The organism is Parageobacillus sp. G301 (assembly GCF_030268025.1).
GTDB lineage: Bacteria > Bacillota > Bacilli > Bacillales > Anoxybacillaceae > Parageobacillus_B > Parageobacillus_B toebii.
On the sequence record NZ_BSDB01000002.1, the window covers coordinates 248,968 to 275,102 of the forward strand.

The 26,135-nt window shown below is 41.6% G+C and carries 24 protein-coding genes and 3 pseudogenes; 25 read left to right on the forward strand and 2 right to left on the reverse strand.

What is annotated here, in order from left to right:
- The first annotated feature begins 119 nt into the window (after positions 1 to 119).
- Together spoIIQ and QSJ37_RS09965 are read left to right on the forward strand one after the other, a co-directional pair.
- A complete protein-coding gene (gene spoIIQ, locus QSJ37_RS09960) occupies positions 120 to 1,028 on the forward strand; it encodes a stage II sporulation protein SpoIIQ (protein ID WP_062678113.1) in 909 nt (302 codons plus the stop codon).
- A 128-nt stretch (positions 1,029 to 1,156) separates the two neighbouring features.
- Positions 1,157 to 2,761: a gamma-glutamyltransferase family protein gene (locus tag QSJ37_RS09965; RefSeq protein ID WP_285754999.1), complete on the forward strand. Its 1,605-nt coding sequence runs from the start codon at positions 1,157 to 1,159 to the stop codon at positions 2,759 to 2,761.
- A 59-nt stretch (positions 2,762 to 2,820) separates the two neighbouring features.
- Here QSJ37_RS09965 and QSJ37_RS09970 read toward each other — a convergent pair whose 3' ends face one another.
- Positions 2,821 to 3,309, reverse strand: a complete 489-nt coding sequence (locus QSJ37_RS09970; RefSeq protein WP_285755001.1) for a BsuPI-related putative proteinase inhibitor — start codon at positions 3,307 to 3,309, stop codon at positions 2,821 to 2,823.
- Positions 3,310 to 3,605: 296 nt separating this feature from the next.
- Between QSJ37_RS09970 and spoIIID the strand changes: the two genes are divergently transcribed.
- From spoIIID to QSJ37_RS10025, 11 genes are all read left to right on the forward strand, one after another.
- Entirely contained in the window at positions 3,606 to 3,869 is a 264-nt protein-coding gene (spoIIID, locus tag QSJ37_RS09975; protein ID WP_008880665.1) for a sporulation transcriptional regulator SpoIIID, read from the forward strand.
- Positions 3,870 to 3,985: 116 nt separating this feature from the next.
- Entirely contained in the window at positions 3,986 to 4,987 is a 1,002-nt protein-coding gene (mreB, locus tag QSJ37_RS09980) for a rod shape-determining protein (protein WP_285755007.1), read from the forward strand.
- Positions 4,988 to 5,495: 508 nt separating this feature from the next.
- Entirely contained in the window at positions 5,496 to 6,332 is an 837-nt protein-coding gene (locus tag QSJ37_RS09985; RefSeq protein WP_285755008.1) for a flagellar hook-basal body protein, read from the forward strand.
- A gap of 19 nt (positions 6,333 to 6,351) precedes the next feature.
- A complete protein-coding gene (locus QSJ37_RS09990) occupies positions 6,352 to 7,203 on the forward strand; it encodes a flagellar hook-basal body protein (RefSeq protein ID WP_285755009.1) in 852 nt (283 codons plus the stop codon).
- Positions 7,204 to 7,215: 12 nt separating this feature from the next.
- Positions 7,216 to 7,464, forward strand: a complete 249-nt coding sequence (locus QSJ37_RS09995) for a DNA-directed RNA polymerase subunit beta (RefSeq protein WP_015865287.1) — start codon at positions 7,216 to 7,218, stop codon at positions 7,462 to 7,464.
- Between the two features lie 28 nt (positions 7,465 to 7,492).
- Positions 7,493 to 7,930 carry a 3-hydroxyacyl-ACP dehydratase FabZ gene (gene fabZ, locus QSJ37_RS10000; protein WP_015865286.1) on the forward strand — a complete coding sequence of 146 codons (438 nt, stop codon included), beginning with the start codon at positions 7,493 to 7,495 and terminating at the stop codon, positions 7,928 to 7,930.
- A gap of 102 nt (positions 7,931 to 8,032) precedes the next feature.
- Positions 8,033 to 8,602 (forward strand): hypothetical protein, encoded by a 570-nt coding sequence (locus tag QSJ37_RS10005; protein WP_285755011.1) that lies wholly within the window; start codon positions 8,033 to 8,035, stop codon positions 8,600 to 8,602.
- Between the two features lie 88 nt (positions 8,603 to 8,690).
- Positions 8,691 to 9,062, forward strand: a complete 372-nt coding sequence (locus tag QSJ37_RS10010; RefSeq protein ID WP_285755012.1) for a hypothetical protein — start codon at positions 8,691 to 8,693, stop codon at positions 9,060 to 9,062.
- A 221-nt stretch (positions 9,063 to 9,283) separates the two neighbouring features.
- On the forward strand, positions 9,284 to 10,027 hold the full coding sequence (locus QSJ37_RS10015) for a YveK family protein (protein ID WP_285755013.1): 744 nt from the start codon (positions 9,284 to 9,286) through the stop codon (positions 10,025 to 10,027).
- Positions 10,017 to 10,715, forward strand: a complete 699-nt coding sequence (locus tag QSJ37_RS10020; protein ID WP_285755016.1) for a CpsD/CapB family tyrosine-protein kinase — start codon at positions 10,017 to 10,019, stop codon at positions 10,713 to 10,715. The genes QSJ37_RS10015 and QSJ37_RS10020 overlap by 11 nt, the downstream gene beginning before the upstream one ends.
- A gap of 62 nt (positions 10,716 to 10,777) precedes the next feature.
- Complete coding sequence (locus QSJ37_RS10025) at positions 10,778 to 11,557, forward strand: SGNH/GDSL hydrolase family protein (protein ID WP_285755017.1); 780 nt, start codon at positions 10,778 to 10,780, stop codon at positions 11,555 to 11,557.
- A 38-nt stretch (positions 11,558 to 11,595) separates the two neighbouring features.
- Here QSJ37_RS10025 and tagU read toward each other — a convergent pair whose 3' ends face one another.
- A complete protein-coding gene (gene tagU / locus QSJ37_RS10030; protein ID WP_285755019.1) occupies positions 11,596 to 12,528 on the reverse strand; it encodes a polyisoprenyl-teichoic acid--peptidoglycan teichoic acid transferase TagU in 933 nt (310 codons plus the stop codon).
- A gap of 229 nt (positions 12,529 to 12,757) precedes the next feature.
- On the opposite strand from tagU, the gene QSJ37_RS10035 reads away from it, so the two are divergent.
- The 12 genes and pseudogenes from QSJ37_RS10035 to QSJ37_RS10085 form a co-directional block, all read left to right on the forward strand.
- Entirely contained in the window at positions 12,758 to 13,522 is a 765-nt protein-coding gene (locus QSJ37_RS10035; protein ID WP_285755020.1) for a tyrosine-protein phosphatase, read from the forward strand.
- A 782-nt stretch (positions 13,523 to 14,304) separates the two neighbouring features.
- Positions 14,305 to 15,195 (forward strand): UTP--glucose-1-phosphate uridylyltransferase GalU, encoded by an 891-nt coding sequence (gene galU, locus QSJ37_RS10040; protein WP_285755021.1) that lies wholly within the window; start codon positions 14,305 to 14,307, stop codon positions 15,193 to 15,195.
- A gap of 60 nt (positions 15,196 to 15,255) precedes the next feature.
- Positions 15,256 to 17,079: a polysaccharide biosynthesis protein gene (locus QSJ37_RS10045; RefSeq protein WP_285755022.1), complete on the forward strand. Its 1,824-nt coding sequence runs from the start codon at positions 15,256 to 15,258 to the stop codon at positions 17,077 to 17,079.
- A gap of 144 nt (positions 17,080 to 17,223) precedes the next feature.
- A pseudogene (locus QSJ37_RS17950) lies at positions 17,224 to 17,361 on the forward strand (Gfo/Idh/MocA family oxidoreductase); the annotation flags it as partial.
- A 9-nt stretch (positions 17,362 to 17,370) separates the two neighbouring features.
- Entirely contained in the window at positions 17,371 to 17,985 is a 615-nt protein-coding gene (locus QSJ37_RS10050) for a nucleotide sugar dehydrogenase (protein ID WP_483313605.1), read from the forward strand.
- A 26-nt stretch (positions 17,986 to 18,011) separates the two neighbouring features.
- Positions 18,012 to 19,385 carry an oligosaccharide flippase family protein gene (locus tag QSJ37_RS10055; RefSeq protein WP_285755023.1) on the forward strand — a complete coding sequence of 458 codons (1,374 nt, stop codon included), beginning with the start codon at positions 18,012 to 18,014 and terminating at the stop codon, positions 19,383 to 19,385.
- A gap of 13 nt (positions 19,386 to 19,398) precedes the next feature.
- The gene (locus QSJ37_RS10060) at positions 19,399 to 20,982 is read left to right on the forward strand and encodes an asparagine synthase-related protein (protein WP_285755024.1); all 1,584 of its coding nucleotides are present in this window, start codon (positions 19,399 to 19,401) and stop codon (positions 20,980 to 20,982) included.
- Between the two features lie 418 nt (positions 20,983 to 21,400).
- Positions 21,401 to 21,970: a hypothetical protein gene (locus QSJ37_RS10065; protein ID WP_285755025.1), complete on the forward strand. Its 570-nt coding sequence runs from the start codon at positions 21,401 to 21,403 to the stop codon at positions 21,968 to 21,970.
- A gap of 180 nt (positions 21,971 to 22,150) precedes the next feature.
- Positions 22,151 to 23,113 carry a GNAT family N-acetyltransferase gene (locus QSJ37_RS10070; protein ID WP_285755027.1) on the forward strand — a complete coding sequence of 321 codons (963 nt, stop codon included), beginning with the start codon at positions 22,151 to 22,153 and terminating at the stop codon, positions 23,111 to 23,113.
- A complete protein-coding gene (locus tag QSJ37_RS10075) occupies positions 23,110 to 24,465 on the forward strand; it encodes a polysaccharide deacetylase family protein (protein ID WP_285755029.1) in 1,356 nt (451 codons plus the stop codon). Before QSJ37_RS10070 ends, QSJ37_RS10075 begins: the two co-directional genes overlap by 4 nt.
- Before the next feature lie 140 nt (positions 24,466 to 24,605).
- Positions 24,606 to 25,495, forward strand: a pseudogene (locus QSJ37_RS18065) (transposase).
- A gap of 49 nt (positions 25,496 to 25,544) precedes the next feature.
- Positions 25,545 to 26,133 (forward strand): annotated as a pseudogene (locus QSJ37_RS10085) (DegT/DnrJ/EryC1/StrS family aminotransferase); the annotation flags it as partial.
- Between the last annotated feature and the right edge of the window lie 2 nt (positions 26,134 to 26,135).

Here is a 26,135-nt window from a genome sequence, read left to right on the forward strand (position 1 = left end):
GGGATGCCTCTATTTTTTTGTATAAAATCACGCATTTTTTCAAAAAATAAATGAAAAAATTGTTTTTTCGTGTATATATTTTCCTCTTTCTGTTCAAAATGGTTGCTGAGGTGATGAACATGAGAGAGGAAGAAAAGAATCCAATTTCTCCAAAGAAACCAAGTTTACAACGTTTGTTCAGAAAGCGTTGGGTGTTTCCAGCTATCTATTTAACATGCGCCGCCCTCATTGTAGCAGGAGCGCTTTGGTTCCAAAACAAGCAGGATGAAAAAACTAAAAAAGACGAATACGAATACAGCCAAGCAGGCACTTCGCAACAAAATGAGCCGGCCGTTCCAGTCAACGAAGCGGTAGAAAAATTCGCGATGCCGGTTCTTGATCCAAATTCCGTGGAAATCCAAAAACCGTTCTACGATTACCATGCGTCAAAAGAAGAACAGGAAGCAGCTCTCGTCTTTTATGATAATACGTATCATCCAAACCGCGGAATCGATATCGTGAGAAAGGACGGCAAAGCGTTTGATGTTACTGCTTCGTTAAGCGGTACAGTAACCAAAGCGGAAAAAGACCCGATTTTAGGTCATGTCGTGGAAATCGACCATGAAAACGGCGTCGTCACCGTTTACCAATCGCTTGCCGATGTGAAAGTGAAAGCTGGAGATACGGTAAAACAGGGACAAGTGATCGGAAAAGCAGGACAAAGCCAATTTAACCAAGAAGCCGGCATTCATGCTCACTTTGAAATCCGCAAAGACAATAAGCCGGTCAACCCGATCGATTACATTGACCAACCGTTTACAGCGCTAACGGAACAAAAAGCTGGAAACGAAAACGCGACTGAACAAAACAATGCAACGTCAACCGATGAGCAAACAAAAGAAAACGAACAAACAACATCTGATGAACAAAGCCAGTTGAATGAAGAAACACCGTCAACGGAACAATCAACCGATGAAGAAACAACGACACCGAGCGATGAACAATCTTACAAAACGCCAGACGCCTCGATCGGCATGGCAAGAACGTAAACCATCGCCTGTTTCCTTCCTATTAGATGGAGGGAAGCAGGCGATTTTTTTATAGAACTATAAAAAAAGGAAAAACATTTCGGAAAGCGAATAATAGCGATAGATTCACTGGTATAGGGGGGAATGCAATGGACTATTTACACTATCCGTATCCGTCACAGCGGATGACGACGTTTGCGGCAAACGGCATGGTGGCGACATCACAGCCGCTCGCGGCGCAAGCGGGGCTAGAAATACTAAAAAAAGGCGGAAATGCCATCGATGCGGCGATTGCGGCCGCCGCGTGCTTAACGGTGGTGGAGCCAACATCCAACGGCATCGGCAGCGATGCGTTCGCGATCGTTTGGACGAACGGAAAGCTTTATGGATTAAATGCAAGCGGGTACTCGCCGAAGTCGATTTCTATCGAAGCAGTAAAAGAGCGTGGATATAAAGAAATTCCAAAACACGGCTGGATTCCGGTCACCGTCCCAGGCGCGCCGGCGGCGTGGGCCGCGTTATCCGAACGATTCGGGAAGCTGCCGCTTACCGAAGTGTTAAAACCCGCCATTGACTACGCGGAAAACGGCTATCCGGTGTCCCCGACGTTAGGGAAGCACTGGCAGGCCGCATTTCAAACATATCAAAAAATGTTAAAAGGCCCGGAGTTTGCAAGCTGGTTTGAAACGTTCGCGCCAAACAGACGCGCTCCAAAAATCGGGGAAATATGGGCGTCCAAACATCATGCCAATACGCTTCGCCTCATTGCGGAAACGAATGCGGAAAGCTTTTACCGCGGCGAATTAGCGGAAAAAATCGCGGCCTATTCCAAACAATATAACGGCTTTTTAGACATCGATGATTTAGCGGAATATGAAGTGGAATGGGTCGAGCCGATTTCTGTTCATTACCGTGGTTATGACGTATGGGAAATCCCGCCGAACGGACAAGGCCTTGTCGCCTTAATGGCGCTGAATATCATGAAAGGGTTCGCCGTTCCAGAAACGCCAACGGTCGCGACATACCACCAGCAAATCGAAGCGATGAAGCTGGCGTTTGCCGACGGAACGGCTTTTATTACCGACCGCCGTTATATGCGGCATCGTGTCGAAGAATTATTGTCCGAATCATTTGCTAAGGCAAGACGAGCGCTTATTGGAGAAGAAGCATTGCTTCCAAAGCCGGGAACGCCTCCAAAAGGAGGGACGGTCTATTTAGCAGCGGCGGACGGCGACGGCAATATGGTGTCGTTCATTCAAAGCAACTATATGGGATTTGGCTCCGGCCTTGTTGTGCCAGGTACAGGCATCGCACTGCAAAACCGCGGGCATAATTTTTCCTTTGATGAACATCATGTAAACCGGCTGGCCCCAAGGAAAAAACCGTACCATACGATCATTCCGGGGTTTTTAACCAAAGGAAACGAGCCGGTCGGACCGTTCGGCGTCATGGGCGCATTTATGCAGCCGCAAGGGCACTTGCAAGTCGTGATGAACATGATTGACTTCCATCTCAATCCGCAAGCGGCGCTCGATGCGCCAAGATGGCAATGGGTTGAAGGAAAAAAGGTGCTCGTCGAACCTCATTTTCCTCGTCATATTGCCGAAGCGCTGGCACGAAAAGGGCATGAAATCCATGTTTCCCTCGATTCCGGGACATTCGGGCGCGGTCAAATCATTTGGCGGAATCCGCGCACAGGAGTGCTCGCGGGCGGTACAGAACCGCGCACGGATGGAACAATCGCCGCATGGTAAAAGTAAATTATCTTAAAAACGAAACCTGCCTTGTTGGAAAAAGGCAGGTTTTCATATGCTTATTCCACCGTAAACATAATCGTCGCTTTTGCGTTTGGCCAATTTTTATCCGCAAGCCACCATTCAAGCTTGTAATTTCCTTTTGGCAAATCGGCAAACGTTTCGGTAAAAACGAGCGCTTCTCCTTGTTTTAACGGACGTTCTTCATAAATTTGCGTAAACATTTTCCCTTCGCTGAACTGTTTCACTTTTTTTCCGTCGCGGTACAAAATGTAATCATATTTTTTTCCGCTCGTAAACGTCACTGTTTGCACGCGATTGGTTTGATTTTTTACCGTAAACGTCACCACGTAATTTCCATCTTTTTTCTCATACGTTAATGAAGGTTTGAGCGTCCCATTGCTCATCCCTCGCTCTAATTGCGATTTTGCTTGCGAAGTCTCATCTTTTGCCTTTGGCCGTTCTCCTCCATTGTTGGAAAAAAGCATACCGATTGCCGCCACCCCCACAGCGATGCCCGCTAGCCCGATCATCCGTCCTTTTCCCATAAAGCTCACTCCTTTCTATATATAGTCGTCCCCATTTTTCATCTTGTTACAAGAAACGAAAAAAATTATGAAAAAATCCTTGTCCTCCTTGATATTTCTGGCATATATGCCCGATTTGTCTAATAAACTGTTACAAATTGAACAACAACGAGAGTGTTTGAGGTGGGGATCGTTCATAACAGCACGGATACAAGCTCTAGATGTTTCTAAAATGCACAAGCAGAAGTGGTTTTCATCATCCACGAGGCGAGTCTCATTTCACACTCCTCACATCCAACTTAGGGAGGGCGAGTGGTGTGCACGATTACATCAAAGAGCGTACTATCAAGATTGGAAAGTACATCGTGGAGACGAGGAAAACCGTTCGCGTGATCGCGAAAGAATTCGGGGTTTCCAAAAGTACGGTTCACAAAGATTTAACAGAGCGGCTCCCTGAAATTAACCCGGAGCTGGCACAGGAAGTCAAACAAATTCTCGATTACCATAAATCGATTCGCCATTTGCGCGGGGGGGAAGCGACAAAGAAAAAATATAAAAAACAAGCCGTGAAAAATAACTAGGAAGTTTTCCACCTTGCGTCATACCTTCGTAACAAAAATAGTATGATTCTCCTAATAAAATATGGTAAAATAATCAATTAGGAGTGATTCGAGGGTAGAGGCAAGGAGGATCATATATGTTCTCGAGGGATATTGGGATTGACCTTGGCACGGCGAACGTACTCATTTTTGTCAAGGGAAAAGGAATCGTGTTAAATGAGCCGTCCGTTGTCGCGATTGATAAAAATACAAACAAGGTGCTGGCTGTCGGCGAAGAAGCGAGACGAATGGTAGGGCGTACTCCTGGGAATATCGTTGCCATTCGGCCGCTAAAAGATGGAGTAATCGCCGATTTCGATATCACGGAAGCGATGTTGAAGTACTTTTTAAACAAGCTCAACGTCAAAGGCTTTTTCGCCAAACCGCGCATTTTAATTTGTTGCCCGTCGAATACGACATCGGTGGAACGGAAAGCGATCAAAGAGGCAGCGGAAAAAAGCGGCGGCAAAAAAGTTTACTTAGAAGAAGAGCCAAAAGTAGCGGCCATTGGCGCAGGAATGGATATTTTCCAGCCATGTGGGAATATGGTAGTCGATATTGGCGGTGGCACAACCGATGTGGCAGTCCTCTCGATGGGAGACATTGTCACCGCCTCCTCCATTAAAATGGCTGGGGACAAGTTTGACATGGAAATTTTGCATTACATCAAGCGGGAATATAAGCTGCTAATTGGGGAACGAACTGCGGAAGAAATTAAAATCAAAGTCGCAACTGTATTCCCAGGCGCACGTGATGAGGAAATTGACGTTCGGGGCCGCGATCTTGTCACAGGCTTGCCGCGCACGATCACGATCCGCTCTGGGGAAATTGAAAAAGCGCTGCGTGAATCGGTCGCGATGATTGTACAAGCTGCCAAAAGCGTATTAGAGCGCACCCCACCAGAATTGTCGGCCGATATTATTGACCGCGGCATTATTTTAACGGGAGGCGGCGCGCTGTTGCACGGCATTGACCAATTGCTTGCCGAGGAACTAGAAGTGCCTGTGCTTATCGCGGAAAACCCGATGGATTGCGTTGCGCTCGGAACGGGGCTCATGCTTGAAAACATCGATCGCGCGCCAAAGCAAAGTTTTGCTTAATTTTTTGATGAACAAAGCGAATAGATACCACCGTTAGGAATTGGTACCTATTCGCTTTTTTCGCCTCACTGCTTTATAATGATATTGACATCCCACACGACTCAAGTCGTGGGATTATTGGGTTGTTAACGTCCGCATTCATTTCTGGTTTGGACAACGCCCAAGTTCAGGGCTGTGCCATCAGCCCGTCCTACGGCAGAGCCTATAGCTCCGTAGGCTGGCAGACTATCGCTTAGCTACAACATCTGCCACAGGTGACTCTCTTACATGTTTTTACGTCTTTTTTTGACGGACTCCATCGGTTTTACGCTTGAAAAGTCTACCTTTTCGTTCAAGCAACCTAATACCGATGCGGTTAGAAACATCCGTTCGTTTTCATTATACCAAAGTGATACTATGTCGAGCAATGGAACTGCCCATAGGCAGTCCTTGCTCGAAGCCGATTCACCCCAGAGCTAAAGCCGATGGGCTTTTTCGGCAATATGTGGCATATGCGAGGTGACATCCCTTGTTGCGAGGGTTTTATACAGCGGCCAGCGGCATGATGGCCCAGCAGCGCCGCATCGAAATGTTGACAAACAATATCGCCAACGCCAATACGCCTGGATACAAGTCTGACCAAGCGGCATTGCGCGCATTTCCGGAACTGCTTCTTTCGCGATTGGACAAGGCAACCGTGCCAACGAAAACGCCGCGTTCATTTCCGTTGCAGCCAACGATTGGTTCGATCAACACGGGCGTCTATATGCAAGAACTCATCCCGAATTTCCGCCAAGGCGATATAAAAGAAACTGGACAGCCAACCGACATTGCGCTGATCAACGGGACGCTTCCTGTTGATGCGGAAACGGGGAAGGAAGGAACGCTGTTTTTCGTCGTGCAAAACGAAAACGGTGACATCCGCTATACGAGAAACGGCAATTTCACCTTGAATCCACAAGGCTTTTTAACGACGAACGACGGCTGGTACGTATTAGATGAAAACGGGCGGCGCATCCAGCTTCCAAGCACGAATTTTACCGTGAACGCCGATGGAACGATTGTCGCAAACAATAACCGCATCGCAAGAATTAACATCGCTTTTGCGGCGAATCCGAATACGCTTGTCAAAGAAGGAAACGGCTTATTCCGCAGCGAAAACGGCGTCTTGCCGAGCGCGCTTGGCAACCCGAACGTTACATACACGCTGAAACAAGGCTTTTTAGAACGGGCAAACGTAGACCTCAACCGCGCGATGACCGAAATGCTTTCTGCATACCGCGCCTTTGAAGCAAACCAAAAAATCGTACAAGCTTATGACCGAAGCATGGATAAAGCCGTGAACGAAATCGGGCGGCTCAAATAACGAGTAGGGGGATCAATACGTGTTACGTTCGATGATTACCGCTGCCAATACGATGGCACAACTCGGGCAGCAGCTCGACGTCATTAGCAACAACATCGCCAACAGCAACACAACCGGATTTAAACGGCGCGAAACGAACTTCGGCGAACTGCTTGCCCAACAATTTACGAATTTACCAAATGACAAGGCCACTCGCCTTACCCCAAACGGCGTACGGTACGGCGTCGGCGCGCGCCTTGCCGAAACAAACCTCGTGCTTGCGCAAGGGGCGCTGACGAAAACGGACCGCGCCTTAGACGTTGCCCTTGCAAAAGAAGGACAATTTTTCCGCGTCCTCGTCCAAGGAGAAAATGGCGCGCAAGAAATCGGCTATACAAGATCTGGCGCATTTTATTTAACTCCGTCCGCTGAAAATCCAAATGAGCTGATGCTTGTCACAAGCGATGGCCATCCAGTGCTTGACGAAAACAATGCGCCGATTTTGCTTCCGGAAGGCTTTAAAAACATTACAATTTCCAATAATGGCACCATTACCGCTGTCGCTTCCGACGGCCGTGTGATGAGAAGAGCCAATATCGGCATTACAACGATATTGCGGCCGCAGCTGTTGCAATCGGTCGGCGATAATATATTTACCCTCCCGGATTTAAACGCGCTGAACGTCAATGAAACCGATGTCGCGGTAAACATGACCGGCAATTTGCGCAATCAAATCAGCATGACGCAGGGCGCTCTCGAACAATCGAACGTCGACCTCGGCACGGAATTAACCGATATGATGATCACGGAGCGCTCGTACCAATTGAATGCCCGCGCGATTTCCCTTTCCGACCAAATGCTTGGTTTAATTAACGGAATCCGTTCATCATAAGGGGACATTTATATGAATGAACAACACCAAGAAGAAAAACAAGAGCATAAAGAAGAAGCGAAGACGGAGCACCGCCGCAAATTTCAGCGCACCCGCCTCATTCCGATTTGGCTTCGCCTCGTGATCGTTTTTGTCCTGATGACGGTGAGTCTTGCCGCTGGCGCGATGATCGGCTATGGCGTGATCGGCGACGGCAGCCCGTTTGATGTCTTTAAACGCTCGACATGGCAGCACATCATCGATTTTGTCGAGAAGCAATAACAAGGCGAACATAGAAAGGAGACTATGTATGCTTGACATCCAACAAATTCAAGCGATCATTCCGCACCGCTATCCGTTTTTATTAGTGGACCGCATCTTGGAAATCGAAGAAGGAAAACGCGCCGTCGGCATCAAAAACGTCAGCGCCAACGAATCATTTTTCGTCGGCCATTTTCCGGAATATCCGGTCATGCCTGGCGTCTTAATCGTTGAGGCATTGGCGCAAGTCGGCGCGGTCGCGATGCTGAAAAAAGAAGAAAACCGTGGACGCCTCGCCTTTTTCACCGGCATCGACAACTGCCGCTTTAAAAAGCAAGTAAAACCAGGCGACCAGCTTCGCCTTGAAGTCGAAATCATCCGCGCCAAAGGCCCGATCGGAAAAGGAAAAGGTGTCGCAACAGTGGACGGCGAACTCGTTTGCGAAACGGAAATTATGTTTGCGCTTGGCGACAAGAAAAACGACTGATGCCTCGCTCTCCTTTCGGCAGTGAAAGGAGAGCCTATTTTGTTTGTCCGGGAAAGCTGATTTTTGTGGTAAAATGGACGTCAAGAAGGAGGTGAGGAGACGGTGGAGCGGCTGATGGAACAAATTCTTTTTGAGTTGAAAGAAATGCGTGTGGATCTAAACGAAGTGAAGCAAGGCCAAAAGCAATTAGAATCGGACATTCGCGAGCTGCGCGCAGGCCAAAAGCAATTAGAATCGGACATTCGCGAGCTGCGCGCAGGCCAAAAGCAATTAGAATCGGACATTCGCGAGCTGCGCGCAGGCCAAAAGCAATTAGAATCGGACATTCGCGAGCTGCGCGCAGGCCAAGAGCAGCTGGAATCGGATGTACGTGAACTTCACTTAGGCCAACAACAGCTAAAGTCCGATGTTCGCACGTTGCAGAAGGCGGTTGCTGAACTCCAGGAGGGGCAAGTGCGGGTCGAACAAACCATCGACAAACTTTCTCAAAGTATCATTGACAACTTAGCTCCTTATTTTGACACAATTACCCACCATATCGATGAACGATATGAAGAAATAAACGAGAAATTACAGCGCCACGACCGGATGATCGAAACCCTCTCCTATCGTTCCCTCGCGCAAGAAACCGAACTCAAAGACCTCAAACGAATGATACAAAATTCCTCATAAAATGCATGAATTTCTCCTTTCTGGGAAACATAAGCAAGGACCGATCTTTACATAAGGTCAACAACATTCCCAGAAAGGAGAAGAACCGATGAAGAAAAAGTGGCTTTTATTCAAACTGTTCAGCGCTTTCGTCGCCATGATGCTTGCGGCAGGATGCAATATGGGCAATGACAATGACAACGACAATCCGCCGCCGCCAGACAACAACGTGGATCAAAATGACAATAACAACATCAACGATCGGGACATGAACCCGGCGGACGACATCAATCAAAACGATGACGCCGACAACAATATGAACAATAACGGCGATCTCAATGACAATAAAAATGATCAATTGCCGCCAGGCGACGATACGAACAACACACCAGGCGATGATGAAAACGATAACGTTCCGGACCGTGAAGACCCAATCGAAGACCCGCAAGATACAAACGATAAAGACAATAAAGACGAATAATGAAACAAGGGTTGCCCTACAAGCAAGGGGCAACCTTGTTTTATTTATGCGAAGTCGCGATTTTGTCAGCGGACGACCAAGCTATAACCATATTGTGAACGCTTTCTTAGTTACAGAGGAAAAATGTTGCCTAGATATATCTATCCTTATCGTTTATAATGGTTACGGTATGATATTGTTAGACGACAAGGGATTTATTTCTAGGAGGTATAATCATCATTATGGAAGAAACCATCAGCCTGCGCGAACTGTTCGAAACATTGCGGAAACGTTTAATGCTTATCGTACTCATTACTGCCTTAGCGACAATTATAAGCGGCGTAGTCAGCTACTTTTTTTTAACGCCGATTTATCAAGCATCGACACAAATTTTAGTCAACCAGGCAAAATCGGAACAACAGCTATACAATTATAACGAAATTCAAACGAACGTGCAGTTGATTAATACGTATAGCGTCATTATAAAAAGCCCGACAATTCTCGAAAAAGTAAAAGAAGAATTAAACTTGGACCGCACGGTGGATGAGCTCAACGAACAAATCCAAGTTTCAAGTGAAAAAGATTCGCAAGTGTTCTCGGTGACCGTTCAAGACCCGGATCCTGCCATGGCCGCCAAAATTGCCAACAAAACGGCAGACGTCTTTAAAAACGAAATCGTCAAAATTATGAACATCGACAACGTAAGCATACTCTCTAAAGCAGAGGTAAAAGAAAATCAAGAACCTGTTAAACCGAAACCATTATTAAATATGGCGATTGCCTTTGTTGTTGGATTGATGACAGGCGTTGGACTTGCCTTTCTACTAGAATACTTAGATAACACGATTAAAACCGAAACGGATGTCGAAAAACATCTTGGACTGCCAGTACTCGGTGCAGTAAGCATCATTTCGACGGAAGAATCGAGAAAAGCGAAAAAACAAGTAAGCATGGTGAAAACAAGAGGTGAAACCATTGGCTCGTAGAGATCGGAAAAAAATACAAAAAATAGAGCGAAGTTTAATTACGATGGAAGACCCGAAATCGCCAATTTCGGAACAATACCGGACGATTCGGACGAACGTGCAATTCTCGTTTGTCGACAAAACGATGCGTTCTATAATGGTCACTTCGGCAGGCCCCGGGGAAGGAAAATCAACGACGACGGCAAACTTAGCGATCGTCTTCGCTCAACAAGGAAAAAAAGTGTTATTAATTGACGCCGATTTACGCAAGCCGACGGTGCATTACACGTTTCGCTTAAACAACTATACGGGGTTAACCAACGTACTAACCAACTCCGCGCCGTTATTGCCGTCATGTCAAGAAACGAGTGTAGAAAATTTATATGTTCTTACATCCGGTCCCATTCCGCCAAACCCAGCGGAGCTTCTGAGTTCCAAGACGATGGAACAATGCATGCAACAACTGTATAACGAATTTGACTTGCTCATTTTTGACACGCCACCGGTGTTGGCGGTGACGGACTCGCAAATTTTAGCGAATCAATGCGACGGGACAATATTGGTCATCGAAAGCGGCGGAACGGAAATCGAGGCTGCCGTAAAAGCGAAGGAACTATTGGAAGCGGCCAACGCGAAACTGCTTGGCGTTGTGCTGAACAAACGGAAACACCGCGAAGGCGGCTACTACTATTACTATCGATATAAATAAGGAAGGGAGGCTTCCCGATGATGGGAAGCCTTCGATATGGTGCATAGAGGGTGAGAGTGATCGTGAAAAATTTTCTCTTAACGGTGTTGCTTTTGGTAAGCTGCGTGTCATTTATTATAGCGGGGCAGCTGTATTGGCAGAAAAAAATTGATGACACGGTGAAGCAGGCGATGGCCGAAGCACCCAAGCAAGAAGCAATCGATGAAAATGAAAGCAAGCTGATGAAATATGCGGCTCAGCTGCCTTCCGAAGTGCAAAACAAGATCAAAAATGCGATCCATACAAACCACCCGGTGCGGCTTGTCATTGTCGGTTCACAAGCAATTTCTTCTTCCGAGAAAAGCTGGCCGGCTTTGTTCAAAAACGAATTGGAATCTACATACGGTAAACAAGTATTCGAAGTGGTCGTCAAAGAATATGGAGATATGACAACGAAAGAAGCATTAGAGGCGAATGTAGACAAAGAAATCATCGATGCGAAGCCAGATATTTTGTTATGGGAGCCGTTTTTATTAAACAATAACGGTGTCATCGAAATCGAAGATACGCTGCAACAGATTGACACCATCATCCAAAACATCCAATCCGCATTGCCGGATGTGACGGTGATGCTACAGCCGCCGCATCCGATTTATAACGCTACATATTACCCAATCCAAGTGGAAGAGCTTAAAACGTTCGCGAAAGAAAAAGGATACACTTACTTAGACCATTGGAAAGCATGGCCGGATTACAAAAGCGAAGAGCTCAACGATGTTGTCAATGAAAACACAGACTTGCCAAATGAACGAGGCCACCAGCTATGGGCAGACTTTTTGATCGACTATTTTATTGCCAAATAAGAAGCGCACCTCATGTTTCATGAGGTGCGCTTTCCTTATTACGATGCCGTTTTCAATTCCAAATGCTCTTTTAATTTATTCGAAATCGCCAGTCTCTCTTTATCTGGGACAATCAAGTAATAAGTACCGTTAATTGTCGTCCCTTTTCCGGTAATATGGAGCTGCTCAATATGGTGGCGGGCCTCTTTGTAGTTTGCTTGAATCTCTTGCATTTCATCAAACGTTAAATTTGTTTTCATGTGTTTTCCAATTGCTGCTAACACTTCATCATAATTTGTAAGGGAAGAAAAGCTTGCCCCTTTTTGAATGATTGCTTCGATAATTTGCTTTTGCCGGTCTTGGCGGCCAAAATCGCCGCGCGGGTCGCTTTTGCGCATGCGCGAATATTTCAACGCTTTCTCCCCGTTTAACGTAATTTCTCCTTTCGGGAACGTTACCCCTTCATACGTAAACGCAAACGGGTTGTTTACCGTTACACCGCCGACCGCATCGACAATATCGCGAAAACTTTCCATGTTGACTTTAATATAATAGTCAATTGGAATATCTAAGAAATGTTCGACGGTCGCCATTGTCATCTCTACGCCGCCAAACGCATACGAGTGATTGATTTTATCTTTTTTGCCTTTTCCGATGATTTCCGTGCGTGTATCGCGAGGAATGCTGACCATTTCTATTGATTTTTTATTCGGATTGACCGTCATCACAATTAACGAATCGGCGCGGCCGCGATCTCCTTTTCGCTCATCGACGCCAATTAATAAAATGGAAATTGGTGTTTTCTCTTTAAACGATATTTCGTCATCCCGCTTATCGGATTTCCAGTCTACATTTTCATACATTTGATTTACCGTCTGTTTCACATGGTGATAGATCGAATAAGCGTATGCTCCAATACCGATGAGAAGGGCAGCGACAATCCCGCCAACCCAGCGCAGCCATTTTTTCTTTTTTCGACGTTTTGCTCTCATGTATAACCTTCCTTTAGTTATATAATTTTTTCATTTAACTAACTATTACGATTATAGAGCGTTTTTCCATGTAGTACAACAGAAAGAAGAAGAGAAATAGGAATTATTCACCACTCTATCCATAAATTTCGACAGAATTCCGCAAAAAACACCGATTGATAGCTCTATTTTCCTATGTTACCATAATAAATAGTTGCTTAGTAACTCGAAAAATAAGGAGGGGTTAGCGATGATCGATATACATAGTCATATTTTGCCTGGCGTTGATGATGGAGCGCAAACGATCGATGACGCCATCGCAATGGCGCGCGCCGCAGTAAAAGAAGGAATTACGACCATCATCGCGACTCCTCATCATAAAAACGGAAGCTATGATAATCCAAAACAATCCATTATTACACGGGCAGCCCAATTGAACGATATCATGAAACAGCACGATATTCCGCTCACAGTATTGCCCGGACAGGAAGTACGCATTCATGGGGATTTATTAAAAAACCTAGCAGAAAACGAAATCATGACCCTAGCAGACACTTCGTATTTATTCATCGAATTCCCTGCAGACCACGTACCCCGTTATGCCGAACAGCTATTGTTTGACTTGCAGCTGAAAGGCATGATCCCAATTATCGTACACCCAGAGCGAAATGCTGAAATCATAGAACATCCGGAGCGTCTCTACCAATTGGTGAAACGAGGCGCGCTGGCACAGCTAACGGCCTCAAGTGTATCAGGACATTTCGGGAAAAAGATAAAAAGATTTTCCTTACAACTGATTGAAGCGAACTTAGCGCATTTCATCGCTTCGGATGCGCATAATACGACAAACCGTCCATTCCGTATGCGGGAAGCATACGATGTCATAAACAAAGAATTTGGCATCAATGCCGTGTATTTCTTCCAAGAAAACGCCGAGCTTCTCATCCGCGGGCAAGCGGTATATCGCGAAGAGCCGGAACGAATAAAAAGGAAAAAATTTTTGGGTTTGTTCTAATATGTTTTATGGTAACATCGTTGTCATAAAACATATTTTTCTTTTCTCCTGTTTTTGTCGAATCGTTGCTGATTTCTACGAACGATGGCAAAAATGGGGGCGAAAGATGGATGAAAAAATGACAGAATGATGGTAATGTATGTGAAATAGAAGAGAGATTACGGGACTAGGCAGTCGCCTGAGCTTTTCGATTTCGGTGATGTCTAGCTCCGGCGGTCAGCCTGTCAGCTACTTCGAGCAGCATCTTGGATGACATGCGCCGATTAATCGCAGGCGCAGCTCGGGAGCAAATAGCTTTCCCTCTAGGGGTGACAAACCTATCCTGTTGGGCGGAAGAATATTTGCTCATCGCTGCTAGCGGACTGCCTGCACTTTTCGGTGATGTCTAGCCTCGGCGCCTAGCTCCCTTGTGCGAAATAACCTTCGCCCTTGAAGTGCAAGCACTTCCGCGGGCGAAGAACATTTCGCTTCGGGGGAGCCAGGATGGCGACATTTCGCCGTTGCCCGCAGGACGCGGGCCGCTTTTAGGCGAAATTGGGGCGCCTTGGCTTTTCGGAGATGTCTCCTTTCCGTTATCAATGGAGGCACTCGGCCATGCCGTGGGTGGGGACGATGACGGTCCTGCCACCTTAGACGCTAGTCGTCGAGGGTGTGGTGTGAGGGCGGGTTAGATGCCCGGTTTTATATGAATTTAGTTGTGGTCTATTTATTACCGTGAATAGTCTAGAACTAAATTCATATATTTATTTTTGTTATCAAATACATAGAAAAGAGGGATTTCGTTGAAAAAAGTACGCAAAGCGATCATTCCCGCAGCGGGGCTCGGCACGCGCTTTTTACCAGCAACGAAAGCGATGCCGAAAGAAATGCTCCCGATCGTCGATAAACCAACGATTCAATACATCGTTGAAGAAGCGATTGCATCCGGCATTGAAGATATTATTATCGTCACAGGAAAAGGAAAACGTGCGATCGAGGATCATTTCGACAACGCCTATGAACTTGAACATATACTAATGAAACAAGGAAAACTAGACTTGCTTGAAAAAGTGAAAGAACCGTCCAAAGTCGATATTCACTACATCCGTCAAAAAGAACCGAAAGGGCTTGGCCACGCCGTTTGGTGTGCGCGCAACTTTATCGGTGACGAACCGTTCGCCGTCCTTTTGGGCGATGACATTGTTCAAGCGGAAACGCCATGCTTAAAACAGCTCATCGACCAATACGAACAAACATTTAGCTCGGTCATCGGCGTCAAACGGGTGCCTGATGAGGAAACACACCGCTACGGCATTATCGATCCACTCGAACAGCACGGCCGCCGCTACCAAGTTCGCCAATTCGTCGAAAAACCGGCGCCAGGCACCGCGCCGTCCAACTTAGCGATTATGGGAAGATACATACTTACACCGGAAATCTTCTTATTCCTTGAAAAACAAGAAGCCGGTGCCGGCGGCGAAATCCAGCTCACCGACGCGATTCAAAAACTCAACGAAATTCAGCGCGTCTTCGCCTACGAATTCGAAGGCAAACGCTATGATGTCGGCGAAAAGCTCGGATTTATCCAAACGACGATTGAGTTTGCGTTGCAACATGAGGAGTTAAGAGGTGATTTACTAGAATTTATGGAGAAAATCGTTGCGGAAACAAAACAAAATACAAATGCATCATAACGAGCTATCGCGAACATGGCTCGTTATTGCATTTCTATATACGAAGGGAGACGCAAGGCGTTGGCATATCGAAAACGATTAACGTTTTTAATGATATTGGACTCATTGATCGTTTTAACAGCGATTTACGTTAGCTTGTTTACGCTTCAACCAGGAATACAAATATGGAAGTATAAATCGGTTCTTTTATCGGCGCTGACGTTGCTTATTAGCCATCATTTCTTTGCGTTTATATACCGTTTATATCAAAAGGCGTGGGAGTACGCAAGCATTGGCGAATTAATGGCGATTATCAAGGCGGTTACCTTTTCGATTATCACAACGGCGATCGTGCAGTTTGCTGTCTTTCAAGATATTTACGTCCGCGCGTTGATGATTACATGGATGATCCATATTATTCTTATCGGCGGATCGCGGTTTGTATGGAGAGTATACCGCGACCGTTATGTAAAACCAAACATGAACAAACGGAGAACGCTTATTATCGGCGCGGGCGCCGCAGGGACGATGGTAGCGCGGCAGTTAGTAAACAATCCAGAAGCGGAAATAAAGCCAGTCGCGTTTATTGATGATGATCCCAATAAACAAAAATTGCAGTTTTTTAACATTCCTGTGATGGGAACGACGAAAGATATTGAAGATGTTGTTCGCGCGTTACGCATTGAGCATATTATTATCGCGATTCCATCGTTGACAAAAAAGGAACTGAATCGCATTTTTGAACAGTGCGCGAAAACAAATGCGAAAACACAAATCGTCCCGAAACTCGAGGATATCGTGACAGGGAAAGTATCTGTTAGCCAGTTCCGCGATGTGCAAGTGGAAGACTTGCTCGGAAGGGAACCGGTCGAACTTGATCTCGAAAGCATCTCCAGCTACATCGAAAACAAAGTCATTTTAGTCACAGGCGCTGGTGGTTCGATCGGTTCCGAAATTTGCCGGCAAGTATGCCGATTTAACCCGAAAAAAATCGTTCTGCTCGGTCACGGAGAAAACAGCATTTATCAAATCGACATGGAACTTCGTAATCAATATAAAGATCAAATCGACATTGTCCCAGTCATCGGCGACATTCAAGACCGCGAGCGCATGTTTGAGGTGATGGAAGAACATAAGCCAGATGTCGTCTACCATGCAGCGGCGCATAAACATGTTCCGTTAATGGAATACAACCCGAAAGAAGCGGTTAAAAACAACATTTTCGGCACAAAAAATGTCGCCGAAGCGGCCGATACATTTGGTGTCCAAACTTTTGTATTAATTTCGACTGACAAAGCGGTCAATCCAACTAATGTGATGGGAGCGACAAAACGCTTAGCGGAAATGATGATTCAACAATTGGACAAACAGAGCAAGACAAAATTTGTCGCCGTCCGCTTCGGAAACGTCTTGGGAAGCCGCGGCAGCGTCATTCCGTTATTTAAAAAGCAAATCCAAGCTGGCGGACCTGTCACCGTTACCCATCCGGAGATGACGCGCTATTTTATGACGATTCCGGAAGCATCCCGGCTCGTCATCCAAGCTGGCGCACTTGCCAAAGGCGGCGAAATCTTCGTCCTTGACATGGGCGAACCAGTCAAAATCGTTGATCTCGCGAAAAACTTGATTAAACTATCCGGATACACCGTCGAAGAAATCGGCATCGAATTTACCGGCATTCGTCCTGGTGAAAAGCTGTTTGAAGAGCTGCTCAATGAAAACGAAGTCCATCCAGAGCAGGTGTTTCCGAAAATATTTATCGGGAAAGCAACGCTTATTGACCCAAAAATACTACAACAATTTATGGAACAGTTTCCTAATATGCGATCGGAAGAAATTCGCCATCAATTACTAAATATAGCTAATAATCGGTTAGATCATCAGACTGCTATAAATCATTCATAAAGGAGAACTAAACAATAAATTTTGCAATCGTAGGTTGTGAGCATATCGCGAAAAACACGCTGAAGCAGTTGAACATATTGAGGGAGTCAATTTAGTTGCGGTTTGTGATAAAGTTCCACAAGCGATGGATGAGTATGTAAAAAATATGGGGCAAAACCTTACGAAGACTTAGCGGACATTCTCAGTGATCCATCCATTGATGTGGTGAACATATGCACTCTGAACGGTCTTCATGTGCCAATTACCGTAGAAGCGGCAAAAGCAAAAAAATGTCATCGTTGAAAAACCTCTATTGCGTTAACATTAGAAGATACAAACTTATGTAAAAATGGGGATGATATTTGGAAAGTTATTGATGCAGCAGCAACGAAACCTTATGGATTTATGCCATTATATCCAGGACCAGGTTTAGGCGGTCATTGTACCCCAATCGATCCTTGGTATTTGACATGGAAGGCAAGAGAATATAATTACCATACCCGTTTAATTGAAATTGCCGGTGAAATCAACGACAGCATGCCAGATTTCGTCGTCCAACGTTGCGTAGAAATTTTAAATGAACACGGAAAAGCGTTAAAAGGTTCTAATATTCTAGTATTAGGCGTTGCCTATAAAAAAGATATCGATGATTATCGTGAATCACCGGTATTGCCAATTCTAACGAAATTGACAAAAGCAGGAGCAAACTGGACAGTTGTTGATCCGCACGTGAAAGAGTTTAAGTGGAATGGCAAGTTAGTAAAAACGAAAAATTTGCATGAGGTTAATATTGAAGAGGCTGATTTGGTGCTAATTACTACGAATCATAGTGCTTTTGATTTTGAAATGGTCGCAGAGAAAGCGAAATTTATTTTTGATACGAGAAATGCTCTGATGTCAAAAATAGAACCAGGGAAAAATTATTAATTATAACTATTTGGAGGCTTAGGTTTGTGTCTTTTGGTCTAAAAAGATTAAAAATAAATAATAAAGGTTTTTTAGCCAATGTTTTAACATTATTAACGGGTACAATCATAGCTCAGGCTATACCAATTGCTGTTTCACCTATTTTAACTAGAATATATAATCCAGACGACTTTGGAATATTTGCTTTATATACGTCTATAATATCGGTTATTGCAGTTATGGCAAATGCTAGGTACGAACTTGCTATAATGCTTCCTAAAAAAGAAGAAGAGGCAGTAAATATATTAGCTTTGTCTATTATAGTTGCAGCGGCGATTAGTTTATTGTTATTTATTATTATACTTTTATTTCATGATAATATAGCCTTGTTATTAGGCAATCCTAAAATATCGGATTGGTTATATTTTATTCCCCTAAGTATTTTGTTAACGGGTATATATCAATCATTTAATTATTGGTCTAATAGAAAAAAACAATATAAAAGGCTTGCTTCTAATAGAATGTACCAATCGACAACAACAGCTGGAGCAAATTTGGCATTAGGGCCAATAAAAAATGGGGCATTTGGTTTAATAATTGGAGGTCTAGTTTCCCAATTAATTTCGACTATTCGATTAGCTATAAAATCAATTAAAAATGATAATATTTCATTGAAATCTATATCTTTGAATAGCATGTTACAAATGGCCAAGAGATATGATCAATTCCCAAAATATGCAATTGGATCGGGACTGCTTAACAGTGCATCTGTCCAATTGCCTGTTTTTATTTTATCCAGCTTTTTTTCAAGCAATGTTGTAGGGCTTTATTCTCTTTCTAACAGGGTCTTAAATATGCCAATGTCTATTCTAGGGAGTGCTGTAGCTCAAGTTTTTTTTCAGACTTCGGCAGAATTGAACAATAATAGTAAAAGTGTACTAAAAACGGTTACATATAATACCTATAAAAAAATGTTGTATATTGGAACTGTTCCCCTATCTATTGTTTTTGCTTTTGGAGATTATATATTTTCTTTTGTTTTTGGAGTGGAATGGAGAGAGGCAGGAGAATATGCAAGGGTACTAAGTCCATGGCTTTTACTAGTATTTGTATCTTCTCCGCTTTCAAATCTATTTACAGTACTGGAAAAGCAAAGACAAGGGTTTTTATTTAATCTTTTCCTATTTATTAGTAGAGTTTTATCATTGTTAGTAGGAGCGGTAGCGTTTAAGGATGCATCTTTTACTATTTCTTTATTTGGTGTTACCGGCTTCTTGTTTTGGCTGTGGCATTGTTTATATATTTTGAAGCTTGTTGGCATTAGCTATAAAAAATCGTTTTTATTTACTTGTTCATTTTTATCTCTCGTGTTTGCGATATTAATGAGTATAAGATATCTTTTGTTTGGAAATGTAATGTGAGGAGATTTCGCTTATGATAGAGATTTTACTAAAAAATAATTCCGGATTTAAATGGTTTAGGCAGGATGATATTTCTTTTAAGGGTTATTTTAAAATACATGATAATTTTACTAATAGCAATAATCCATACTCCATTAATACTAAGATTAAAAATCAAGATGATTTTTTATCTTTTTTACATGAAGCAAATGGATTTTTTGCTATAGTCAAAGAAGATGCGAAAAATATTTTTGCGGCAGTAGATCGCGTCAGAAGTATCCCGCTTTTTTATGGTAAAAAAAACGGTCAATTTTATTTAAGTGATGATGCTCATTGGATTCGTGAAAAAGTAAATGATCAAGATGTAGATGAGGTTTCGAAAACAGAATTTCTATTAACAGGTTATGTAACTGGCAAAGATACACTGTATCCCAATGTAAAACAGCTTCAAGCTGGTGAGTATCTAATTTATAATAAAGAAACAAAAAGCCTTGTTACCGAACAATATTTTCAATTCAGGCATTCTAATTTTTATGATACTTCCAACGAAGAGTTAATTAGTCTACTCGATCAAGTACATGTCAATGTATTTAAAAGATTAGTAGAATCTTTGGACGGTCGTACAGCTGTTGTTCCTTTGAGTGGGGGATACGACTCCCGATTAATTGTCGTGATGTTAAAAAGATTAGGTTACGAAAATGTTATATGCTTTAGTTATGGCAAAGAAGGAAATAAAGAATCAACGGTTTCGAAGAAGGTTGCAGATTTCCTTGGGTATCAATGGATCTTTATCCCGTATACCAAAGAAAGGTGGCATAAGTGGTATCGTTCCGAAGAGAAACAGTCCTATTATAGATATGCAGATGGACTTTCTTCTCTTCCTCATATACAGGACATTATTGCTGTTTCTGAATTAAAAGAGAGAAACTTGATACCAAAGGATAGTATTTTTATTCCGGGACATTCAGGTGATTTTGTAGCAGGTAGTCATATACCTACTAGTTTTGTTGGTAGAAATAGCATATCATATAAGAAATTAACAAATGAAATTTTTAAAAAGCACTATAGCTTATGGAGTTTAGAGAAAAATGGTAATAATTTCAAAGAGAGGTTTAAAGAAAAAATATATAGCAATATTCCTAAAAAGCCCGTATATTCAATTGAAGAAGCCGCAGATTTATTTGAGTGTTGGGATTGGGCAGAAAGACAAGCAAAATTTATATGTAATTCTGTGAGAGTGTATGATTTTCTTGATTATGAGTGGCGAATGCCTTTGTGGGATAATGAAATTATGGCGTTTTGGTCAAGAATAAAGATGAATAATAGAATCAGTAGAAAGTTATATTTTGACTATGTTAATAGAATGCAAAGTGATTTTGCATTTATTGAAAAAAATAAAGAGGATAGCTCCTTTACTAAAAATGGGAAAAATTTAATAAAAACGTTTTCCTTCATATATAGCCTTCTATCTAGATTTTTAAAATTGAAGCAATATAACTCGCACCCATTACAAATGCATGGAATTGTAGACAAAGAAGAATATATTAAAAGTGTTCTAGGTGGAATGGAAAGTATAAATTCTATATTAACGGCTCATTATTTAGAAAGCAATTTATGATACTATGTTAGATATCTGTAGTGGTGTTAAGTGTAAGTTCATGAACATAGCGTAGTTAAGTCTCTACAATAAAAATAATAAGGAAATGGAATAGATATAGGATATACTGGAAAAAGTATAATGATAACTTCAATGGTGATAAGTTTTACTTTTCTAATAGCTCGGTAAAAAAGATTAATGGAGAATATGGTGTGTTTGAAAGTAATGACTTTTATCATTATAGCCGCGGAATAATATGCGCATGGAGATATTAGGTAGTTTCGTTGTGGGAAAGAGGTAATAAAACTTAACTTTTTGTATCTAAAATATTGACTAAAATTCGCTGTATAAATTGGACAAGGATACAATTGAAATTATTGAGTAATTTCGATTTCTTTTTTAGTTGTTATCATAGTTTACGAAAAGGAAATGAATCATAATGATCAGAGTGATTAAATTATTAAGAAAAATTTACCATTATATAAAAATGTGTATTTACGTAAATGAGAAAATAATATTATTTCAACATCAAAAACATACAAATCAAAAATCTTCTGCGACGATTGTTGAAGCTAATAAAGATAATGTAAAGGATATTCTTGCTTTTCAAGATAAAAGATATTTAAAAGTGTTTAATCATTTTTTGGAGATTGGTGATAGAGGTTATTTCGCTTATTTAAACGGAAAGTGTGTTCACCGATCTTGGGTAAAACATAAACCACAACATGTTTCGTTACATCCATTATTATCAATACCATTGAACTATAACGAAGTGTTCATTCATTATTGTGAAACAGCGCCAGATGCTAGAGGGAATAATATTTACCCTCATGTTCTATCAAGAATAGCAAGTGATTTTAAAGATCGTTCAAGAATTTTGATCTCGGTAAATGAAAAGAACATCCCTTCAATTAAGGGAGTAAAAAAGGCGGGGTTTATAGAGATAGAGCGTTATAGGATTATTGTTATATTTGGTATTAAATATATTAGGGTGGAGAAGTTATATTGAAATCCATAAAAGTTTAATAAAAAATCAAATATAAACTACTTCTATAAATGTTTCTAAACTTTATGGTAAACATTATGATTTCAGAATGGACATAAGCGTGGGTTTCTGTATTAATGTCTATTTACTATATAAAGTTGTATGGGTATACATTTCTCCACGCTTTCATAAGGGAGGATAACTTTGGTTAGCAATATGAATAATAAAGAAAAATATAGAGAGCTGTGTAAGAAAGAGAAATCAATCCCAATCTTTTCAAAGGATTGGTGGCTAGACGCTGTGGCGGGAGATAATTGGGATGTGGCTATTGTAGAAAAAAATGGTGAAGTGATTGCAGCCTTGCCTTTTGTAAAGAAAAGGAAAGCGATTTTTGATATTATCAGTATGCCAAAATTAACGCAGAACTTAGGAATCTGGGTCAAATATCCTGAAAACCAAAAGTATACAAATCGCCTATCTTTTGAAAAAGAGGTTTATACGGAATTGATTGATCAACTTCCTAAGTTTGACTACTTTAAACAAAACTTTCATTATAATGTAACGAATTGGTTGCCATTTTATTGGAAAGGGTTCGAGCAAACAACGAGATATACATATGTTATAGAGGATTTAACCAATGTAGATAAAATTTTTGCATCTTTTCGCGAAAACATTAGAAGGGAAATTAGAAAAGCGACAAAAAAGGTAGAAGTAATCTCAAATGATGATATTGAATTATTTTACGATGTAAATAAGCTTACTTTTGAGCGTCAGAATTTAACAATCCCTTATTCTCTAAGTTTTTTAATAAATTTAGATCAGACATTACACCCACGAAATGCTAGAAAAATTTTCTTTGCAAAAGATAAACAAGATCGGATACACAGTGCAATTTATATAGTTTGGGATGAAAACAGTGCTTATTATTTGATGGGTGGGGGAGATCCTAATTTGAGAAACAGTGGTGCTACATCATTGTTAATGTGGACAGCTATTAATTATGTATCCGACAAAACTCAAAAGTTTGATTTTGAAGGAAGTATGATAGAGCCAATTGAACGGTTTTTTAGAGCTTTTGGTGCAGTGCAAAAACCTTATTTTCAAATCACTAAAACAAATTCGAGATTACTAAAAGCTAGAAAGTTTTTGAAAGAGGTTTTTAAATGATTACTGTGTATATACCTAATAATCATATACAAGAGAGAAGTTATATTATTCGAGTGTTGTTTGAGGAGTTTCTTGGTTTAAAATATAAGATAAGTGTTACGGAAGGAAATAATTATAGGATTGTTCTAGAAAATGGTTGTAAATTGATTATAAAAGATGCATTCTTTTCTCTGTTTAAGGATGACTTTTTAGAATATCTTGCAATCAAGAATATACCAAGTAATGTTATATTTGTAAAAAATCAATTTACTTCTGAAAAAGATATACCGATTCTGTATGGAAATGAAGAGTTATCCGTTAGCTCAGAACAGATTATATGTGGAATTGATTTATTTGCATCTAGTTTCTTTATGCTTACTCGTTGGGAAGAATATGTAAATAAGGAACGAGATCTGCATAATCGATTTCCTGCAACTGCAAGTGTGGCGTACAAGTTTGGGTTTCTTGACCGTCCTATCGTCAATGAATATGTTGAAATGCTATGGAATATGTTAAAGTACCTTGGTATTGAACAAGAACGTAAACAAAGAAGTTTCCAATATATACTAACCCATGATATTGATTATATTTTATGTTGGAAAAGTTTAAAACAATTATTTATACTTTTAGGCGCGGATATAATAAAAAGAAAAAGTATTCGAGAGGCTATAAATAGTTTAAAGGATTTTATAAATGTAAGATTAGGAAATAGCAAAGATCCATATGATACATTTGATTTCTTAATGGATCTTTCTGAATCGCTTGGTGTTAAATCACATTTCTATTTTATGAGTGGTGGTTTAACGACTTACGATAATCACTATAACATTGATTCTGTGAAAGCAAGAGAAATTATTAAAAAAATTGAAGACAGGAATCATATAATTGGTTTTCACCCAAGTTTTAATACCTACAATAATAAAGAGCAGTGGCAAAAAGAAAAGGAAAAATTAGAAGAAGTTCTAGGATATCAAGTAAAAGAAGGGAGGCAGCATTATCTTCGATTTGAAGCGCCATTTACATGGAGAATATGGGATAAGAATCAAATGGAGTTTGACAGCACATTAAGTTACGCAGACAAAGAAGGTTTTCGTTGTGGGGTTTGCTATGATTTCCCAGTGTTTGATTTTTTAGAAAGAAGGCAGCTTAAATTAAGAGAAAATCCTTTAATTGTAATGGAAGCTAGCTTTACAATGTATCAAAGCATCGGACCTCTTGAAATGGAAAATAAAATAGATATGCTTATTGAGAAAGTAAAAAGATACAATGGAAATTTTGTTTATCTGTGGCATAATTCGAGTTTTAAAGTAGGAAAATGGAAAGAATATGATAATGTTTATTCTAACACATTATTAAGGAATTACAATTATTGATTAGTTTAAAGGTTAATATTAAAAATGAAAATGAACGTGTTGCAAAACGTATAACGAATGCATAAATGCACATAAAAAATCCACCACCTTGGAAATCATATACAGTGACCCAAGCCAACTACCAAGGGGTAAACACGATCATGATTTCCAATTTGAACAGTGAACATGCATGGAACTTATGAAATCGACCCAATTTTAGAAGCATTATTTCGGTATATCGACTCGCTATCGTTGCCGGAAAAACCGTATGTGGCAGGAAGACCACCGGTGTCAAAAAATTGTCATTGAATTGTTTCTTTTTGGGAACATATTTTTCCATTGGTTCCTTGTGAAAATTAGTGCGCATCCTGCAACGTTTTCGCTGTTTTCAGCGGGCTTAGTGAAGTTCCTCCTCTTTCTACGTTTTCCCGCGCGCGGCGAAGTGGTTCCGGGAACAGGGATTTCCTGTTTTTTATGCACAGTTGCTCAAAGATTTAGAAGTACGGTATCCCCAAATCGTGCTGATCGACAGAACGCCCCTTCGAAGCAGTCTTTACGATTCACAGGCAAAGTGGGGAGTGTCCACTCGATATCACTGGTTGAAAGGATATAAGCTCCATCTCTGCACCACTGCCAAGGGAATCATTTTATCTCATGTGTTGACCACAGCGAATCGGAATGATGCGGCAGTGGCATCAGAATTGCTTGCTTCTTTGGAGCAATGGAATATGGAATTCGCATTAGGTGATGCCGCGTATGTCAATGAAAAGGTTCGACAAACAGCCGAACAAGCAGGAATCATATTCTTCATTTTCCCCATCGACCGTTGCAATAGTGAGTGAACGGAAAGATGCCTAATGGCCTGGTTCCTCCTGTCCTTTTGAAAACGAGATTTGGTCAATGGCTGTTTGGGCTTCGCCGCGAGATGGAACGGGTATTTAATGAGTAAAAGAGTGACGGGGTGGAACAGACGCGATTGTATGAATCTCATCGATACTTACTGCATGTGTTATGCTGCATATTTACGCATAACTTCGAGTTTTTACTCTAGTTTTGCAACACCACCAATATAAAAAAATCAATAAACGGAGTGCTAAACAATGAAAATACAAATGCTTGATCTATCAGAACAATATCAGTCTATGAAAGAGGAAATCCTTCAAAAACTTTGACGAAGTCATGTCTTCATCTCGCTTTATTTTAGGAGATGACGTGAAGCAATTAGAATCGGATATTGCAAAGTACAGTAATGTCAACATGGTATTGGCGTAGGGAACGGTAGCGATGCGATTCATATCGCTCTTCAAGCGGTAGGAGTAGGTGAGGGGGATGAAGTGATCACTACTCCTTTTACATTTTTCGCTACGGCTGGATTCATTGTTCGTACGGGAGCGAAGCCGGTTTTTGTGGATATTGATCCGGTAACCTTTAATATAGATCCAGCGAAAATCGAAGCAGCCATTACCTCAAGAACAAAGGCAATTGTTTCGGTTCATTTATACGGACAAATGGTGGATATGGATCCGATTGTGGAGATTGCTCAAAAATATAATTTAGCGATTATTGAAGATGCTGCTCAGAAAGTATAAAGAAAAAACGGTCGGAGAGATGGGAACGGCTGCTGCGTATAGTTTCTTTCCGACAAAGAATTTGGGTGCATATAAAAGTTTTAGGATGAAGATGGTTAATAT